14 protein-coding genes are annotated in these 16,100 nt (G+C 61.9%); 1 reads left to right on the top strand and 13 read right to left on the bottom strand.

The annotated features are described in order from the left end of the window. Positions 1–82: 82 nt before the first annotated feature. From ACXAF5_RS19785 to ACXAF5_RS19740, 10 genes are all read right to left on the bottom strand, one after another. Positions 83–4,345 carry a strawberry notch-like NTP hydrolase domain-containing protein gene (locus ACXAF5_RS19785; RefSeq protein WP_474947966.1) on the bottom strand — a complete coding sequence of 1,421 codons (4,263 nt, stop codon included), beginning with the start codon at positions 4,343–4,345 and terminating at the stop codon, positions 83–85. A 106-nt stretch (positions 4,346–4,451) separates the two neighbouring features. Next, positions 4,452–4,727, bottom strand: coding sequence for a type II toxin-antitoxin system RelE/ParE family toxin (locus tag ACXAF5_RS19780; protein WP_065331750.1), 276 nt, complete (start codon positions 4,725–4,727; stop codon positions 4,452–4,454). After that, entirely contained in the window at positions 4,714–5,013 is a 300-nt protein-coding gene (locus tag ACXAF5_RS19775; protein WP_044353023.1) for a type II toxin-antitoxin system RelB/DinJ family antitoxin, read from the bottom strand. The genes ACXAF5_RS19780 and ACXAF5_RS19775 overlap by 14 nt, the downstream gene beginning before the upstream one ends. A 104-nt stretch (positions 5,014–5,117) precedes the next feature. Continuing rightward, the gene (locus ACXAF5_RS19770; RefSeq protein WP_474947965.1) at positions 5,118–5,774 is read right to left on the bottom strand and encodes a DUF6927 domain-containing protein; all 657 of its coding nucleotides are present in this window, start codon (positions 5,772–5,774) and stop codon (positions 5,118–5,120) included. Continuing rightward, positions 5,774–6,466, bottom strand: a complete 693-nt coding sequence (locus ACXAF5_RS19765) for a regulator (protein ID WP_474947964.1) — start codon at positions 6,464–6,466, stop codon at positions 5,774–5,776. Before ACXAF5_RS19765 ends, ACXAF5_RS19770 begins: the two co-directional genes overlap by 1 nt. A gap of 74 nt (positions 6,467–6,540) precedes the next feature. Then, positions 6,541–8,523 carry a ParB/RepB/Spo0J family partition protein gene (locus tag ACXAF5_RS19760; RefSeq protein WP_474947963.1) on the bottom strand — a complete coding sequence of 661 codons (1,983 nt, stop codon included), beginning with the start codon at positions 8,521–8,523 and terminating at the stop codon, positions 6,541–6,543. A 150-nt stretch (positions 8,524–8,673) separates the two neighbouring features. Then, entirely contained in the window at positions 8,674–9,063 is a 390-nt protein-coding gene (locus ACXAF5_RS19755) for a DUF3768 domain-containing protein (protein ID WP_474947962.1), read from the bottom strand. Positions 9,064–9,151: 88 nt separating this feature from the next. After that, entirely contained in the window at positions 9,152–9,361 is a 210-nt protein-coding gene (locus ACXAF5_RS19750; RefSeq protein ID WP_474947961.1) for a DUF6330 family protein, read from the bottom strand. Between the two features lie 23 nt (positions 9,362–9,384). Beyond that, on the bottom strand, positions 9,385–10,323 hold the full coding sequence (locus tag ACXAF5_RS19745) for an ArdC family protein (protein WP_474947960.1): 939 nt from the start codon (positions 10,321–10,323) through the stop codon (positions 9,385–9,387). Between the two features lie 40 nt (positions 10,324–10,363). Further along, positions 10,364–10,849 carry a hypothetical protein gene (locus ACXAF5_RS19740; protein ID WP_474947959.1) on the bottom strand — a complete coding sequence of 162 codons (486 nt, stop codon included), beginning with the start codon at positions 10,847–10,849 and terminating at the stop codon, positions 10,364–10,366. A gap of 301 nt (positions 10,850–11,150) precedes the next feature. Here ACXAF5_RS19740 and ACXAF5_RS19735 point away from each other — a divergent pair, with 301 nt between their 5' ends. Then, positions 11,151–12,353, top strand: coding sequence for a Fic family protein (locus ACXAF5_RS19735; RefSeq protein ID WP_474947958.1), 1,203 nt, complete (start codon positions 11,151–11,153; stop codon positions 12,351–12,353). A gap of 133 nt (positions 12,354–12,486) precedes the next feature. On the opposite strand, the gene repC is transcribed toward ACXAF5_RS19735, so the two are convergent. From repC to repA, 3 genes are all read right to left on the bottom strand, one after another. Beyond that, positions 12,487–13,722, bottom strand: a complete 1,236-nt coding sequence (gene repC / locus ACXAF5_RS19730; protein WP_415922842.1) for a plasmid replication protein RepC — start codon at positions 13,720–13,722, stop codon at positions 12,487–12,489. A gap of 177 nt (positions 13,723–13,899) precedes the next feature. Further along, a complete protein-coding gene (gene repB / locus ACXAF5_RS19725; protein ID WP_474947957.1) occupies positions 13,900–14,916 on the bottom strand; it encodes a plasmid partitioning protein RepB in 1,017 nt (338 codons plus the stop codon). Beyond that, entirely contained in the window at positions 14,913–16,100 is a 1,188-nt protein-coding gene (gene repA, locus ACXAF5_RS19720) for a plasmid partitioning protein RepA (protein ID WP_474947956.1), read from the bottom strand. The genes repB and repA overlap by 4 nt, the downstream gene beginning before the upstream one ends.

The following is a 16,100-nucleotide window of genomic DNA, read 5'->3' as shown; positions in this document are numbered from 1 at the left end:
GCATTGGCCCGCGCGCGCCCGGAACGCGCAAACCGGTCAAATCCCGATCTGCGACGCCCCACCCAAAGCCTGCTTTGGCTTTTCAGGCGGCTTGGTCTGCCTTGATGGCAGGCCTCTGCCCCACGATCCGGGCCAGAATGTTCCCCGTGTCGATCCCTTTCCCATGCGGCAGGAACACCCGTAGCTGGAATGCGATGATCTCGGTGAAGCAGCCGAGGGCCTTGAGGCCTTCGATCATGCCCCGATCCGCACCAGAGAGCTCGAGGCGCATCTCGCCCGCGACCCGGCGACGGGTCAGGGTCAGACCCCGGCCCAGATCGACCGGCGCGGTGGTGCCGAGAGCGGCAGTCAGCATCTCTTGCGGCGTTTGCGGGTTGGAGACAAGGAAGCGGGCGCGGAGCGCGGCCGCCCCTTCTTCGCTCAACGTGCGCCCGATCATGGCCGTCGCCCCGTCAGGCGTGACCCTATAGATGCGTTCATTCGTGGTCGGAATGTCCTTCCAGATCGGCAACAGCAGCCCGGTCAGCAGGTAGAGCTTGGTCGTAGTGGTTTTCGGCAGGGACGCGGCCTCTTCATCCCAAAGCCGTGAAAACTCAGGCTTGCCGATCTCTTCCCAGGCGGAGGACTCGAACCGCGTCTCCTCCAGATAGCTCGACCCGTTTGGCCGCACCGCCTTGCGCATCAGCGTGACGATGTCCTCGTCATACATCTGCATGGGGCGCGCCGAAATGAGCCCGGCGCGACCGGAAGCGCGGTTGACCATCGGCAGCTTGTCGGGATTGCGCGACAGGGCGCCATCCGCTGACAGCACACGGACCGGGTCGGTGACCTCCAGCCCGATGATCCGCGTGATCGCACCTGATTTCGGGCAGGTCCAGAGATCCTCGGTCGAGACCTGTTCGATCTTTTCGCCGCGCAGGGTTTCCACACCGAGATCGAGCGTGCCCGCCGCGCGCGCCCGTTCAGTCTGATCGGCAATCCGGCGCATGAACTCGGCAAAGAGCGCGTTCTGCATGTGGATGGGAAGGGCAAGCACCCGATTGAGAAACCGCTGGATCGGGGGAAGCTCCTCAAGGAGCACCCCATCCTTGTCGATCAGCCGCAAGGCCGTCCAGTCGGTGAAGCTCTCGTAGCTCATCGCCTCGGCCCGCCCGGCGGCAAGATCGGCGAAATACCCACGCAGGGCCGCCCGGGCGATCGGGCTTTCGAGATTGTCCTCCTCGCGGAACATGCCTTGTGAGCCGGTCTCGCGCTGACCCTTGGTCAGGGCCCCCAGCTGGTCGAGGCGTTTCGCGATCGTCGAGGTGAAGCGCTTCTCGCCATGCACATCGGAGGTGCAGACCCGGAAGAAGGGCGCGCTGACCTGGGCTGAGCGATGCGTGCGGCCGAGCCCCTGGATGGCCGCATCGGCGCGCCAGCCGGGCTCCAGCAGATAGTGCCGCCGCCGTTTCTGGTTCTTCGCCGTTTGCGCCGCATGGTAGGACCGGCCCGTGCCGCCTGCATCGGAGAAGATCAGAATATCCTTCTCGCCGTCCATGAAGGCTTGGGTCTCGGACGAATTGCTGCTGGCGCTGCGCTTTTCGATGAAGAGTTGACCATCCTCGGCCTTGAGGGGCCGGATGGACCGCCCCGTGACTTCAGCCACGGCCTCGTTGCCAAAGGCCCAGAGGATCTGGTCCAGCGCCGAGGGGATTGGCGCCAGTGTCATCAACTCCATCATGGCCGCGTCACGCAAAGCGAGCGCCTCGCGCGAGACGACCAGCGCGCCGGTCTCGTCCCGCAAAGGTTCCACCACCATATTGCCGTCGATCTCGACCAGCTTTTGCGCGTGGATCGGGAAGGCTTGTTCGAGATAGCCCAGGACGTAGTCGCGCGGCGTTAGCGCGCCCTCGACCAGCTCGTCCTCCGGGTCCATCGTCTCAAGCCGACGTTTCAGCAGGCTCTCGCCAGTCGAGACCACCTGGATGACGCAAGCCTTGCCCGCCGCCAGATCGTCCTCAATCGCGCGGATGATGGTCGGCGCCTTCATGCCCATCAGGAGATGGTTGAAGAAGCGCTGCTTCGTGCTTTCGAAGCGGGACTTGGCCGAGGCGCGTGCGGCCGAGGCATTGGTCTCGACCGAGGCGTCGTTGACGCCAGTCGCCGTCAGTGCCGCTTCGAGATTGTGGTGAATCGTCCGAAATGCGCCCGCATAGGCATCGTAGATCTCGATCTGGGCCGGGGTGAGCGCATGTTCCAGCACATCGTATTCCACGCCATCGAAGCTGAGGGCGCGGGCCGTGTAGAGCCCGAGCGTCTTGAGATCGCGCGCAACCACCTCCATGGCGGCGACACCGCCAGCTTCCATCGCCGACACAAAGCTCTCGCGGCTTGGGAAGGGGTATTCGGGGCCCTGCCCCCAGAGCCCAAGCCGCGCGGCATAGGCGAGGTTGTGCACGCACGTGGCACCCGTGGCCGAGATGTAGAAGACGCGGGCGCGGGGTGCTGCCAGTTGCAACCGCAGGCCAGCAAGGCCCTGCTGGGAGGGTTTGACCCCCCTGCCCTGCTCGGACCCCGCCGCATTCTGCATGGCATGGGCCTCATCAAAAGCCAGCACGCCGTCGAACCCCTCGCCCATCCAGTCGAGGATCTGGCTCAGCCGCGTGGTGCCGCATTTGCCCGCGGACCGCAGCGTGGCGTAGGTGACAAAGAGGATGCCGTCGCCCATCGGGACGGGCTGGTCCGGTTTCCATTTGGAGAGCGGCTGGATGTCGGCTGGCGAGCCGCCGAGATCGGTCCAGTCGCGGATGGCGTCCTCGATGAGCGTGGCGGATTTGGAGACCCAGATCGCCTTCCTGCGCCCGGAAAGCCAGTTCACGAGAATGAGCCCTGCGCATTCGCGGCCCTTGCCGCAACCGGTGCCGTCGCCGAGGAAATAGCCAAGGCGATAGGCACGTGCATCCGGGTCATCATCGGCGCGCGTCAGCTTGGTCTGGTCGTCATCGATGGTAAACCGACCGGGCAGATCACGCCCATGGGCATCATGCGCCATGATGATGGTCTCGAGCTGCGCCTCGGAGAGATGTCCCTCCTCGATCAACCCTGCGGGCAAGCGCAAGTCATCACTGCCCGTGTTTGAGGGCATGGGCGGGGCAACCGAGGCCATGGCGATGCTCTCGACCAGCGGCGTGGGATGTTCCTGCGCACCCGCGATCTCGATCCGCTGTGGGCGATAGCGCGCATAGATGTCCGAGATCGGCGTGTTGTCGCGCGGGGTCTGAAGGCTCGTGCAGCTGAGCGGACGGACGGCATTGGGCCGTGGATTAGAGGCGGCGAGAGGCGCAGCGGCGGTCTTCCGCGGGGCAGATGAGGGAACAGTCGGCCGCCCGCAAGGGATCGCCGCCGCCTGTTGTACGGGGCGCACCTCGGGCCGGGTTGCGGCAACGGCGTCGACAAAAGGAAGGGCTTCCTCCAGGTCCCTGACGCTGGCGCGGATCATCTCGCCGTCCTCCTGCACCTTGTCGAAGACCATCAGCTGGGTTTCCACAGAGGTGCCGAGCTTGCGATAGACCTGTCCCGGCATCGTGAGGGCCAAGCGCGGCGTCAGGAGACCGCAAGCGCGGGACCAATGCGCAGCATCGCGTTCGGGCGAGAATCCCGGCGGCATGATCGCCACCAGCCGCCCGCCATGCGCGAGACGCTTTGCAGCCGCAATGAGATGTTTGGCGGCGATGTGCTTGTCGCGGGAGCGATCGACCGAGGAGGCGAAGGGCGGGTTCATCACCACGACGTCGGGCAGAACCGGCGTCTGCAGCAGATCGTCGATATGCTCGCCGTCATGGCCTGTCACCTCGCCGCCAAAGACCGCGCGCAAGAGGCGCTGGCGAAAAGGGTCGATTTCATTGAGAGAAAGCGTGGCACCGGCCCGGGCAGCAAAACCGGCCAAAGCACCGGTGCCAGCCGAGGGCTCCAGCACGGTCTCGCCCTTGCGAATGGCTGCCGCCCGCACGGCCAAGGCGGCAAATGGCAGTGGCGTGGAAAACTGCTGCAACCGGATCTGCTGCTCGGAGCGGCGGGTTTCCGTCAGCAGCCGTGAGGCACGCAGTTTTGCGGCGAAGTAATCATCCTCACTGTTATCGCCACGTAGCAGCGCCTGCACAGCCGCCGCCTGCATCAGGTCATAGGCCTTCCGCCAGTCCCAGGCGCCACCAGCATCGCTGCCATGAAACGTCTCGCGCATTATGCGCGCGAGCGCTGAGCTGCGCAGGGGTTGGTGGTCAATCTCTGTGCCAATCTGCGCCAGTGCAGAGGTGAGATCAGCGTCGGAGATTGAGAGAGCCGGGTTTGCCAGTTTGGGCTTGGACATGGGGAATTCCTTTGGATCAGGGTCTGAGTTCCAAAGGAGAAAAAGCCCGCTCTACACTTTGAAGGCGTAGAGCGGGCAATTTCTTAGCGGGGGGCCTGCACCCCCATCATGGCCACTGCTGCGCAGCATGAAGAACGCGTAAAATGGTCACCATCTCAAGGCTTTCAGCATAAACCACGATGTAGTTCGGCCGAACAACCATCTCCCTAGTCCCGTCCACACGGCCCGCGCGGTACATCTGAGGGCGTTCTGGAAGGAGGGACGTCTTGTGTTCAATCTCGTCTTTGAGAACTTGGGCGGCATCCGGGTTGTCGTCAGAGATGTAGTCAATGATTGCCAGCAAGTCGGCGATGGCCGTTGCTTTCCATTCAAGATTTGGCAAGGCGCTTCCCGTCAATCAATGCCTGAGCGTCTTGCATCGCCTTGGCATGGGGCGTTGTGGGCCTTGGATCGTCTAGCGCTTCCTGTACCTTCGCCCGGAACCAGGCGTCATAGGCATCCGGATCAGCGGTCAATCCGGCAGGCAAGCCGCCTTCTGCGGCCACGCGGGTCAGAAGAATACGCACCGCGTCGGAGAGCGTCAGACCGACGCCCGCAAGTGCGTCCGAAGCCTGTGCTTTCAGCTGATCGTCAACACGGACATGAAGCATGGATGTTTGGGCAGGCATGGATGGTCCTCCAGTTGATGGGAGTGATGTATCTCATTTGAGATACGATTTCAAGTCGGCAGTATGTGCGCGCGTGGTCCCGTGGTGTTGTCTCAGCGGGAAACTCAGCCACCCTGCCCCGCGAGATACTCCGCCAACACGGGACTGGCCGCGCCCTTCGCGGAGCTGAGGAGCTCCGAACCAGCAAGCGAGGCCTTCGAGAGCCGTACGAGCCCGCCGGTTTCCTCGATCCGGTAGCAGCGGCGTTTTTGCCGCCCGCGCCTGTAGTGGGTCGCGGTGACGATCTGGCAGGTGCTGCCATCGGTGAGCGTCACAGGGGTGGCGAGCTTGATCTTGTCGCCTTCCTCGTAATCCGGGATCGACGCCCAGTCCCGGCAGCGCTGGCGCCAGGCATGGGCGTAGCTGTCCGGGTCTTTCAGGTTGGAGAGAAGCTCGATCAGCCCAAGGGGAGCACGAGACTCGTTCGGGCCAGCGCTTTCCTCCATGTCCTTGTAACCCCAGCAGCCGTCATCGTACCGGGTGAGGAAGACAGCCCCGAAAGTGATGGAGCCGTCAGGATCGGTCACATAGGTCGCGTCTTCGACAGCGGTTCCGTCGAGATTGGTGACCCTTGCCGCCGCATACCAGGTGGAGCCGACCTTGCAGGCTTTGACCAGTTCGGTTTTGCGCGTGTCGCTCTCAAAGGTGCAGAGGCGTGTGATCTCCGCTTTCTCATCCGCGTAGGTTTTGACGCGGCGGTCGGTGTAGAAGAGCCAACCCATTACGCCGCCCTCCGGTCATCGACTTCCATCAGCGCATCGAGCGGCACGCGGTAGGGCTGCATGGCGTCGAAATCCTCGCATCGTTTATGGGAATGAGGTGAAGCACCAATACCCTGCCGCGCTGCGCGCTCTCGGGACATTGGTGCTGCATCATCTTCTTCGAATTCCCAAAACGCCGAATTGCCGCAGTTCTGAACGATCGCGAAGGTGTCGCAGGCATCCTTGAGGATGACCCGGAAGGTGCCGCCAAGGCCTGAGGGCACCTCGTAGGTCCCGCCGATCAGATAGTCTGACGCCCGGCGCACGAAGACGCGGATGCTGTGGCCATCGGTGGCGAGCCGGATCGCCCCCTGCCCCCGGTCGATGAGCACCTGCACATCGTCGAGGATGTCGGTGTAGAACTGGCCGGTCAGATCGCGGAACGTCATGCGCCGCTGCGCCATCCAGTCTGTGTCCCGAAACGGGTTCATGCCGTCGGCGAAGGCGAAGGAGGGATCGGCCTGCTCGGTCGTGACGATGCGGGTGGTCGTGCCATCGATACCGTTCGAGCGCAGATGCACGCCATTGCCGACGATGAGGATGAGCGCCGGCCTGTCCACGGGCCCGTTCCAGTTGGGCAGGAAGGTTTTGCAGGCGCGCGCATGGGCGATCTGCGCCGCAACTGCGGACGCAGAGAATTTGAGAATAGCCATGGGGATGTCTTTCCGTTGGGTATGAGAAGATAGACCCGCGCAGGCGAAAGGGCTTGCGCGGGTCGCGTTAGGACTCAAGCCGCTTGCGCGATCTCGCTGTCAGGCTCCGGGGTTTCCGCAGTTGGCTCCGCGTCATCAAGAGCGACACCGTTGGTCTGCATCATCGGCGGGCACCAGGCGGCCACAGCAGCGCGCTGCGCGTCCGTGAGCGTGGCGAAGGGCTCGGCGAAGAGCTTGTCGCAGAAGGCGACGATCTCCTTCTTGCTCGACGAGGCCAGCGTCACCGCCTCCTGGGCCAGGCCCAAATCCTCGCCGAGGATCTTCAGGAGCCAGGCCTTCTTGAAGCGGTTGAAGAGCGCCGCGTTCGGCGTCCAATGCGCGCGAATGTCGGGCATGATCTCGATCTCGAACTCATGCATCAGGCTGTCGCGCTGCCGATCCCGCGCGAAGCAGGACTGCGTCGTGCTGGCAGTGGCATAGGCCACGAGCTTGGCCTTCTCGCCGGCCTCCAGCGCGCGAAACGCCGCGAACTGATCGGCGGGCGAACGGTTGTCATCGAGCCAGGAGAGGTCCAGCGCATCATGCGCCGCCGCCACCTGCTCAAGCGAGGTCTCGTCGATCTCGTCCATCTTGGCGTGGCTGCGGTATTCCTTGCGGGCGTCGACCTTGATCGCCTGCGTGACGCTCATACCGCTGCTCAGCACGTCGCTCACCAGCTTGAAGAGCGTCAGATCGAGCGTGGCCTCCGGATGCAGCGCCATCGCGGAACCAAGCGCCATGGCCCGCTCGGTCTTGAGGTCCTCAGCCAGCGAGGCCGGGTAGCTGATTTCGCCAGCGTCGGGGGCTTCCTCCCCGGTGGCGTTGGTCGAGGAACTGCGCGCGCCCTTCTCTTTCACGGTGTCCTCCGGGCGGACAAGACCAACATGGAGCGTGATCTGCCCGTTCGACCAGGACGCAATCACGCCCGCACGGGCGAGGTCCTCGGCGCTGTAGGCCTCCTGCAGATCGCGGGCTTCGTCTTCCAGAGCGTCCACGCGCTCGTAAAGGGCATTGTAGGCATCGTCATCGAGCCCCTCATCTTCCATCTCGAGCTGAAGCTGCTCAAGCTCGGCGGTGATTTCGTCGATGCGCTTCTGGGCAGCCTCATCGGGCTCGATCGGGCCGGGATAGACGCGGCCGTAATCGGCCATTGTCACGTAATCATAGCGGACCATCGCATCGGCCCAAGCAAAGCCCAGCTTTATGCGGGCCTCTTCGGCGGCGGCCCCGAGCTTCTCTAGCAGGATGGTTTCGACCAGCGCCGCATCCTCGAGCACCGAATGCTCCTCCAGCAGATCGGCCGCGATCGCTCCGCCCCGGGCCTCATAGTCCTCGCGCACGAAGGCCCCGATATCGTCGCTGACCTGGACGCCGCGGGACTTGAGCGCCTGACGGACGGTATAGGCCTGAAGGTAGCCGTCTTCCTTGGTGAGCGCCTCATAGACCTCGCGCTGCGCCTCCTGGCTCGGATGCTCGGCGAAGGCCTTCATCGTGTCGAGCGTGATCGTCTTGGCCCTGGCCGCGGCGCGGATATCGGGGTGGATCAGGCCATAGCGCAACCGGCCTTTCACGGCCGCCACCGTGGTGCCGAAGGTCTTGGCGATCGTCTCGGGCGTCTGGGCGTCGACTTCCATCATCCGGGCGAAGGCCTCGAACTCGTCGATTGCGTTCATCGGCGCCTGAGTGATGTTTTCGGCGAGCGACAGGGCTGTGGTCACGTCGCAATCGTCCGGCACAAGGCGGCAGTCGACCTTGGTCTTCGCGGTGAACCCCTTGGCGGCCTTGTCTGCGGCCAGCTCCTTCAGCGCGGCATGGCGACGGCCACCGGCAAGCACGGCGTATTTCCCGTCGAGCTTCTGGACGAGGAGCGGCTGGAGCAGGCCCAGCACAGCGATGCTGGCCTGCAGATGCGCGATGTTCTCGGGATCGTAGGTTTCCGGCGCGTTACTGCGCACATTGGCGGGATGCGGGACCAGATCGCCGATCGCGACGGTGAGGGGGGCAAAGCTTGTGGTCATGGGATGTCCTTTTTGATGGGTATGGTGCGGCCCGCGCTCGCGCGCGACCAATCCCCGGCTTCGGGGATCAAATCGACAGAAGGCCCGCTTTGCCTTTTGAGGGGCATCGGGCCTTCATCGTCTGGGCTGTCAGGAGGGGTGTCCCCTCCCCTACCAGTCGCGCGCCAGCATGATGGTCAGCACGCGCATGGTCGTGGCCGGGTTGTCCGGGGCCTCGGCACCGTAGCGAAAATCCGAAGCCGCTTCATAGAGATCGATTTTCCAGAACACGGTCTCGCCCCGGATCTCGACCGCCCCAAAATCGTGCCAGCCTTCAGGGTCATTCTCAGGCTCGAACGTGGCAAACTCGCCAGTTGCCTTCACCGCCTCGGCCATGAAGCCGTCGCCAGCCTCCATGAGCGAGCGGGTGACATGCATCCGGCCCGGTATGGGCTGCGCGGGCGGCACTCCAAGGCACGCGAGCTTGCGAAACGCGTCGTTCTGCACCGCGATCACGGTCGGATCCGGACGGTCTGGCTGGGGTTGAACATTCATGGACATGAGGATCTCCTTTGAGAGGTTTGAAACACCCTTCTCAAAGCCCGCTTTTTCTTTTCCGCTTGGCGGATGAATCGAGGCCGAAGGCGCCCTACCCGAACAGCCCCTTAGGTCTGTAATTCTGGTTGGGGATGGTTTCGATCCAGCCGCCCTGTTCCTTGATGGTCTCGAGCGCTGCTGAGAGCGGATAAGCGCCCTCGGACGGGCTCCACCAATAGGCACCGCGTTTGAAGGAGATGATCTTGCGGCGGCCACCTTCAAAACAGGCCACCCGCAGCGTCTTGGGTTCCTTGCGTGACATGGGCGTCTCCGTTCTCCCTGTGGTCAGGCGGCCTCGTTGCTGCGCCCTGCCCTACCCGCCTCCGACCGTGCGATCAGGTAGTCGCAGGCGCGCTGCGCGTCCGCGGCGTGCTTGAAGATCGCACCCTTGTCCGACCGAAGAACGCGCAACCAATTGTGGAGGTAGGCGGCATTCATCTCGAGCGTATGGGCCGTGAAGCCGAGCGTTTGCCCCAGGAACACCGAGGTCAATTCCGCGACGATCTCCTCGCGCGCGTAAGAGGTGTTGCCGAACTTCGAGAACCCGAAATCGCGGTTCAGCCGATGCGGGGCTTTCGTGGCATGGGCCAGCTCATGCGCCCAGACCCCGTAGAAGTTCCGCGGGTTCTCGAACCGCGCAATCGACGGCATGAAGACCTTGTCCACGGGCGGCAGGTAGTAGGCTTCCGTGCCGGTAAAGACGGTCGTGATGTCGATGGCGTCGAAAAACGCCTGCATGTGCGGGATGGGCTCGGACGGAGGATGCTCGGGCACGGGCTCCGGGTCGGGGTAGAAACTGTCGGGCAGGCCATCGATCTGGCAGGCATTGAACACGCGGTAGGATTTCTGGAAGCGGAAGATGCGGGCCTCCTCGGAGCGATCATCCCTCTCCCCGTGGTCATCCTCGCCGCCGGCGTCTTTCCGGCTTTGGCCGTAATAGACGACGACAGAGGACTTCTCGCCCTTGCGCACCTTCGCGTCCAAAGCATTGGCCTGCGGCAGCGTCATCCAGAAGGCAGAGCTGTGGCCCGCCATCACGGTGCGCATGGTCAGCAGGAAGTTGTTCACCCCTTGGTAGGGCTCACCGCCCACGCGCAGGGGGCGAGAGCTGCCTCCTGCGGTCCAGGGCTTGCGCCACGGCAGCACGCCGCGTTCGATGATGCGGATGATTTCGTTCGTGATGACCTCGGAGGCATCAAATTTGGGCGTGCGGGATCGGGCCATGGCTGGCCTCCTTTCGAGTGTTGGTGAGAGGGAATGGTGATCAGGCTGACAGACGGGGCCGTGGATTGTTGGTGATCCGCGCGCCGAGCTTTTCGACCATGTCGATGTAGGTGGTCAGCGAGACAGCCCGGCCAGGACCGCAAGGGTCAGGGTCGACCGATCCGTCTCGTGTCACACGAGGCAGGTTCGCGAAGGCGATGCCATCGGTGACGGGTCGGATATCGATGAACGGCGTGCCTCGTGCGACCGCTAGAGCGGCCAAGGGAAAGCGCTCGATCGGCGCGAAGGTCGACACGGTGGTCCAACCGAGATGGAGGAATGTCCCACCCTCCCCGCAGATCACATGCGCGTTTGGCAATGACGCCGCCTGCCTGAGATAGCCGAGATCGCGGAGAACGGCTTTCCGCTCGAGCTTCCGTGCCAGCCCTGTCTGACCGGCTCGGCGCAACTCTCTATGCCGCCACCAAGAGGCAGCGGTCGCGCGCAACACGCGCAAGACACCTGTTTGCATGGGAATGCCCTTCATCCGGAAAAACAGACCGGAACCCGGCCCGGACCCATCTGAGGGACCCCAAAGGCCCTCATCCGTCAGTCACAAAACCCGAAGGACACTTTCACTTTTCCCGGGTACGGACCCTGTTCTTTTCAATAGCCAACGGGTGCTCACCAAACGGCTCAATACCGGGCCGTGTCCAGAAACCCTTGATTTGGAACAGCAAATTCAGATCGGCAGGCAAGATCGGCAACGCATATCGGCAAAACCTTGCCTCTAAACCCAAAATGTGTATATTTTTCAATTGCTTTGCAAGCATAGAAGATCGGCAAAAATGCTGGAAACACCCGCCAGAATCGAACCCTGCTTCTTCGAGGAGCATATTCCTACAGAATTGGCAGACCTTTCGGTCGACATCCAGAGGGAAGCCACCAGGCTGGGACAAGGGTTGCATCCTGACAGCGCAGCCGAGCTTGCCGATCTCGTCCGCGTGATGAACTGCTACTACTCCAACCTGATCGAAGGACACAACACACGCCCCCGCGACATCGAAAGGGCGCTGGCTGGCGCCGAGCTTGAAGAGGAAACCCGTCCCCTCGCCCTTGAGGCTCGGGCGCACGTCATCGTTCAACGGGCCATCGACGAGATGCATCGCAAGGGCACCCTGCCCCGCCCCACATCTGTCGAATTCCTGACTTGGGTCCATAAGAGCTTCTACGACGAGATGCCTGACGAGTTTCGGGTCATCGAACATCCCGACGGCACACAAGAGCCCATCGTTCCAGGACGCATGCGCCAAGATGACGATCGGGAAGTTGCGGTCGGGCGTCACCTACCTCCTTCATCGTCGCGCGTTGCGGCGTTCATGGATCATTTTGACAAACGGTTTCAAATTGCGGCGCGGTCTTCGAGCGGACGGATCATCGCGATCGCGTCGGCACATCACCGGCTGAACTACATCCACCCTTTCCCGGACGGCAACGGGCGTGTCAGCAGGCTGATGTCTCATGCTATGGCCCTCACTGCCGGGATCGGCGGCCAAGGGCTCTGGTCCGTATCGCGTGGGCTGGCCCGCGGGCTGACGGATCGGGGCGAGTACAAACGGATGATGGATCTCGCGGATAGTCCTCGAAGAGGAGATCGGGACGGGCGCGGCAATCTTTCAGAGGCGGCATTGAAAACGTTCAGCGAATGGTTCCTGAAAGTGACGCTCGACCAGATCACGTTCTCTGCAAAGCTGTTCGACCTCAGCGGACTGGACCAGCGCTATCGTCGTCTTGTTGCGGATACCATCGATGACAAACGGGCACCCGAATTGATTTCGGCCGTTCTTCGGCATGGTGCTTTGGATCGGGGCGATGCCCAGGTCGTGCTCAAGACTTCCGAGCGCACGGCACGCAATACGCTCCGCCAACTCACCGCCGCCGGATACCTGACCTCTGCGTCCCCGAAGACGCCGGTGCGGTTGGCTTTCCCATTGGACTACCGGGAACGTCTTTTCCCTAACCTGTTTGGCGATGGTGACCTGCCTGAGTGACGGGTAAGGAAGACATACTGCTATCGGCTGGATCGCCAGCTGTTCGGACTCCGGCCATGCAGGCAGAAAGTTCACAGCTGTGAACTTGGCGGACAAGGAAGAAACCTCAGCCCGGTTCACAACTGTGAACTCCTCATGCAGCATCCCGACGCATCAGCGCCATGATCATCGGCCCGCAAGAGAATTCCCCGATAGCCGCCTTGGCTGACAAGGATCTCAAATACCCACCCGGGGATCGGATATCCCCGAACCGTTCAAGCATCGCAACAACGACGACAGACGCTTCTTCGGGACCCATGTAGCGTTTGGCCTCATCCCAAGCGGACGGAGAGATTCCCATCATGGGCCTGACGATATCAGCGACCCTGACCAAGTCGTGCCAATGGCGCACAGGCTGTTCAACATATGATTTGAATTCCTGGCAAGATGCGAGGACAAGTCCAAGAGGGATATTCGGCATGAGTTGGTCTTCAGGTTCTTGGGGCGGATCTCCTTCATCCTCACGACGATCTACACGTACTCCAGCGTCTGCTCGTTCAAGCGCATTGCCCGGATCCCGCGCTTTTTCTAAGCGAGGTTCAAAATCATAAAGGTCTTTATTTGAATTCTGATGGTGCTGCTCAGAAATAGCATCATTGGTGCTCATATATTCTGTATTGCCATCCCCAAGAAGGTCTCGCGCCTGGTCCAAAGCCGCACCCAAAGCCTTTTCGATCTGTTTGAGATCGGCCATCTCGAGCTTTCTACGAAGATCTCTGGCTGTCAGGACGGCAAGGTCGGAGAATTGATCCCAAAGGCCCAAATCCGGGCGCAGCGAGCTGCCGTACTCTGCCAGACCTGCCAAGTCGCGCCGCATTAAGCTTACGGTGGCGCGGAGGCGCTTGTAACGTTCCTCTGCAGCCCGAACGGCTTCGGCGGCCTCGCAGACCTCCTGAAAGCGCAACACGAGCGGCGAGAGATCGAACCCGAACGCAACCTTTTCGTCCCCATAGCGGCGCGCATAGCGCTTGCCGTTGGGGCTGTCGCGGCGGACGACGAAACCGGTCTGTACGAGGTTGGAGAGGTGCCGCCGCATTGTGGAGCAGGGCATGCCGTTCAAGCGTTCGCAAATCGCCTTGTTGGACGGATGTACGATCAACTCGCTGTCATTCCCTCCGAGGATCGTCGCTTGGTGAAAACTGACCAGTGCTTGAAGCACTGTCAGATCCCGATCGGACAAGCCGAACGCGACTCGAGCGGCAGCGAGCTCCCTCAAGACCTCCCACTTGTTAGCGCCGGTCGGGGGCAGGTCTTCCTGGATCGCTGCCTGATGTTTCAGGATGGCAGCATCTATCGTTCGCCGGAACGGCGTTACAGGCGTGTAGTCCATTTTATCATTCACGAAGACAAAAATATCCCGGTCCGCGAATCACTTTGGACTTGCGGAAAACGGCTCCGGACACTACCTTGAAGGTGCTAGAAACAAGTTAGGGTCTCGTGGAGTGGTCGCTTTGCGGGACCTTTTCTTTTGCCTTTTCGTGCCTCCTTCGTTGGTTTCTGCTCTTCCTCAGTCTTCCGAACGCTGCTTCCAACGCTCGTGAAGTTCTTCAATCATGTCATGTACTTGCGTCTCAAACCAATCGGCGAAATCTCCGCCCACCAACTCGACCGAAAGGCCCTTGGCGGTGCGTTTCACCGTACCGCCACGCTTGCCACCGATCTTCAACGGGACGCTGGAGGGCCGGGCAGGGGAGGGCGGCTTGGCTGGCTTGACCGCCTTCGTCACGAGCTTGGTCACCGCTTCGAACGCCTGGACGGACGGGTCATCGGCGGGTCTGGCGTTATCCACAACCGCGGAGCCCTCGGCCCTAACGTGTGCTTCTTTCGCGATCCGGATTAGGTCCTCCCGGTCCAGACCATTCTCGTCGATGGCCCGACCAAGGGATTCCCACCGGGGCCGGCCAATGCCATGCGCGGCACCGATGGCGCGCACCAGATCCGGCCCGACCATGTCCACGATCGCGATCGCCATGGATATGGAAGACTTCGTGACGGTAAGAATTTCTGCAACCTGAGATTGATTTCCAAAGCCGGAAGACACAAGTTCCTGCGCGAACAGGGCCTTTTCAATAAAGGACAAATCACGCCGAGCCATGTTCTCGGAAATCTGGGCACGTAGGGCGCTGTCGTCGTCCAGGTTGGCGACCAGCGCGCGTACCTTGGTGACCTTGTCTGACTGACGGATCGCCTCCAGCCGCCTGCGCCCATAGACTAGGAGGTATCGGTCGGCATCGCCTGGCGCACGGCGCACGAGGATCGGGACGGTCTGACCGTTCGCCTCGATCGCATCGCGCAGGTCCAGCACATCGGCCGGGTCGAGCCTGTCAGCCATGCGCCCGTCCTCGATGCTCGCCGGGTCCAGTTCCCAGACGTGATGGGCATCTACCGCGTCGCGGGCGGAGCGAAGGGCGCGGTTTGAGGTCATCATCGGTGTCACTGCATTAGCCTGCGGGGCAGGGGAGGGCGCCCCGGCTGCCGCGAGACTGTCCAGCATGGACATGCGCTTCTTCTTGCCGCTGGTCATGTGCGCCCCCAGGTTTTCTGGATCAGCTCGGCGATCTCGTCATTCAGCGTGTTCAGGCTCTCGATCGCGCGGTCATAGGTGGAACGGGTGAACGCACTGCGTTCCACTTCGTAGAGCGTCTGCTTGGTCAGGCCAGCATCGGAGATTGCAGTGGACTTCAACATCGGCGAATTCAGAACGGCTTCCCCGTACATCGTTCGCAGGAATGCCACGATCCGGTTCTGCGGCGCGTCCTGCGGCTCGTAGCGGGTCAATACGTAGCGCATCCAGTCATGAGACATGTCGGCGCCGCTTTCCGCGATCACGTCCATAAGGTCGGCGGTCATGCGCAGGAATTGCGACATGGACATCACATCGAGCATTTCGGGGTGAATCGTCACCAATACACCGGTCGCCGCGGAAAGTGCGGACATCGTCAGGAACCCCAGCTGCGGTGGGCAGTCGATGACAACGACGTCGTAGTCCTCATCCACCTGAGCCAGCGCTTCCTTCACGCGGAAGAAGAACAACCCGGCATTGCCCTGCGCCAAGGCACGAGGGGTATCGTGCTCAAACTCCATCAGTTCGAGATTACCGGGGATGAGGTCGAGATTGGGGATATAGGTCTTGCGGATGACTTGCCGGATTGGCTCCGGGTCTTCATAGCGGATCGCATCGTAGAGCGTTCCGCCATCTTCGAGATCCAATTCCGGCTGCACGCCGTGCAGCGCGGTGAAGGAAGCTTGTGGGTCAAGATCAATGCCCAGCACACGATATCCGCGCAGGGCAAGCCGTTGGGCGAGATGGGCAGAGGTTGTTGTTTTTCCGGACCCGCCCTTGAAATTCATCACGCCGATGACCTGAAGATGATCACCTTCTCGTCGTCCGGGAACGTAATCACCTGGCTTGCGAGCGGTTTTTTCAAGGAGCACACGCAGCGCCTGGATATCCTGCGCCGAGTAAAGACGACGGTTGCCGGCGGTCAGCTCGGGAGAAGGCCCTTTGCCATCTAGGTTGAGTTTGCGAAGGTAGGAGTCGTTGACGCCGATCAGCGCCGCAGCCTCACCAGAGGTGAATTTGCGCATGGTCTTCTCGGCATCGGGTGGAAACAAGCTCTCACGTTGCGAATGCAACTGGTTGGCCAGCCATTCCGAATGCTGGCGGATCACAGCGTTGAGATCCTCATGAACAAAGGTATTATCCAT

The sequence above is a fragment of the Epibacterium sp. ABV4_022 genome (assembly GCF_056159345.1).
This window is presented reverse-complemented; position numbering and strand designations above follow the sequence as displayed.

Coding starts and splice junctions, on each gene's coding strand:
- ACXAF5_RS19735 (WP_474947958.1), top strand. CDS start 11,151: ATGCTGGAAACACCCGCCAGAATCGAACCCTGCTTCTTCGAGGAGCAT.
- ACXAF5_RS19750 (WP_474947961.1), bottom strand. CDS start 9,361: ATGTCACGCAAGGAACCCAAGACGCTGCGGGTGGCCTGTTTTGAAGGT.
- ACXAF5_RS19785 (WP_474947966.1), bottom strand. CDS start 4,345: ATGTCCAAGCCCAAACTGGCAAACCCGGCTCTCTCAATCTCCGACGCT.
- ACXAF5_RS19765 (WP_474947964.1), bottom strand. CDS start 6,466: ATGGCTATTCTCAAATTCTCTGCGTCCGCAGTTGCGGCGCAGATCGCC.
- repC (WP_415922842.1), bottom strand. CDS start 13,722: ATGGACTACACGCCTGTAACGCCGTTCCGGCGAACGATAGATGCTGCC.
- repA (WP_474947956.1), bottom strand. CDS start 16,100: ATGGATAATACCTTTGTTCATGAGGATCTCAACGCTGTGATCCGCCAG.
- ACXAF5_RS19745 (WP_474947960.1), bottom strand. CDS start 10,323: ATGGCCCGATCCCGCACGCCCAAATTTGATGCCTCCGAGGTCATCACG.
- ACXAF5_RS19775 (WP_044353023.1), bottom strand. CDS start 5,013: ATGCCTGCCCAAACATCCATGCTTCATGTCCGTGTTGACGATCAGCTG.
- ACXAF5_RS19755 (WP_474947962.1), bottom strand. CDS start 9,063: ATGTCCATGAATGTTCAACCCCAGCCAGACCGTCCGGATCCGACCGTG.
- ACXAF5_RS19740 (WP_474947959.1), bottom strand. CDS start 10,849: ATGAAGGGCATTCCCATGCAAACAGGTGTCTTGCGCGTGTTGCGCGCG.
- ACXAF5_RS19760 (WP_474947963.1), bottom strand. CDS start 8,523: ATGACCACAAGCTTTGCCCCCCTCACCGTCGCGATCGGCGATCTGGTC.
- ACXAF5_RS19770 (WP_474947965.1), bottom strand. CDS start 5,774: ATGGGTTGGCTCTTCTACACCGACCGCCGCGTCAAAACCTACGCGGAT.
- repB (WP_474947957.1), bottom strand. CDS start 14,916: ATGACCAGCGGCAAGAAGAAGCGCATGTCCATGCTGGACAGTCTCGCG.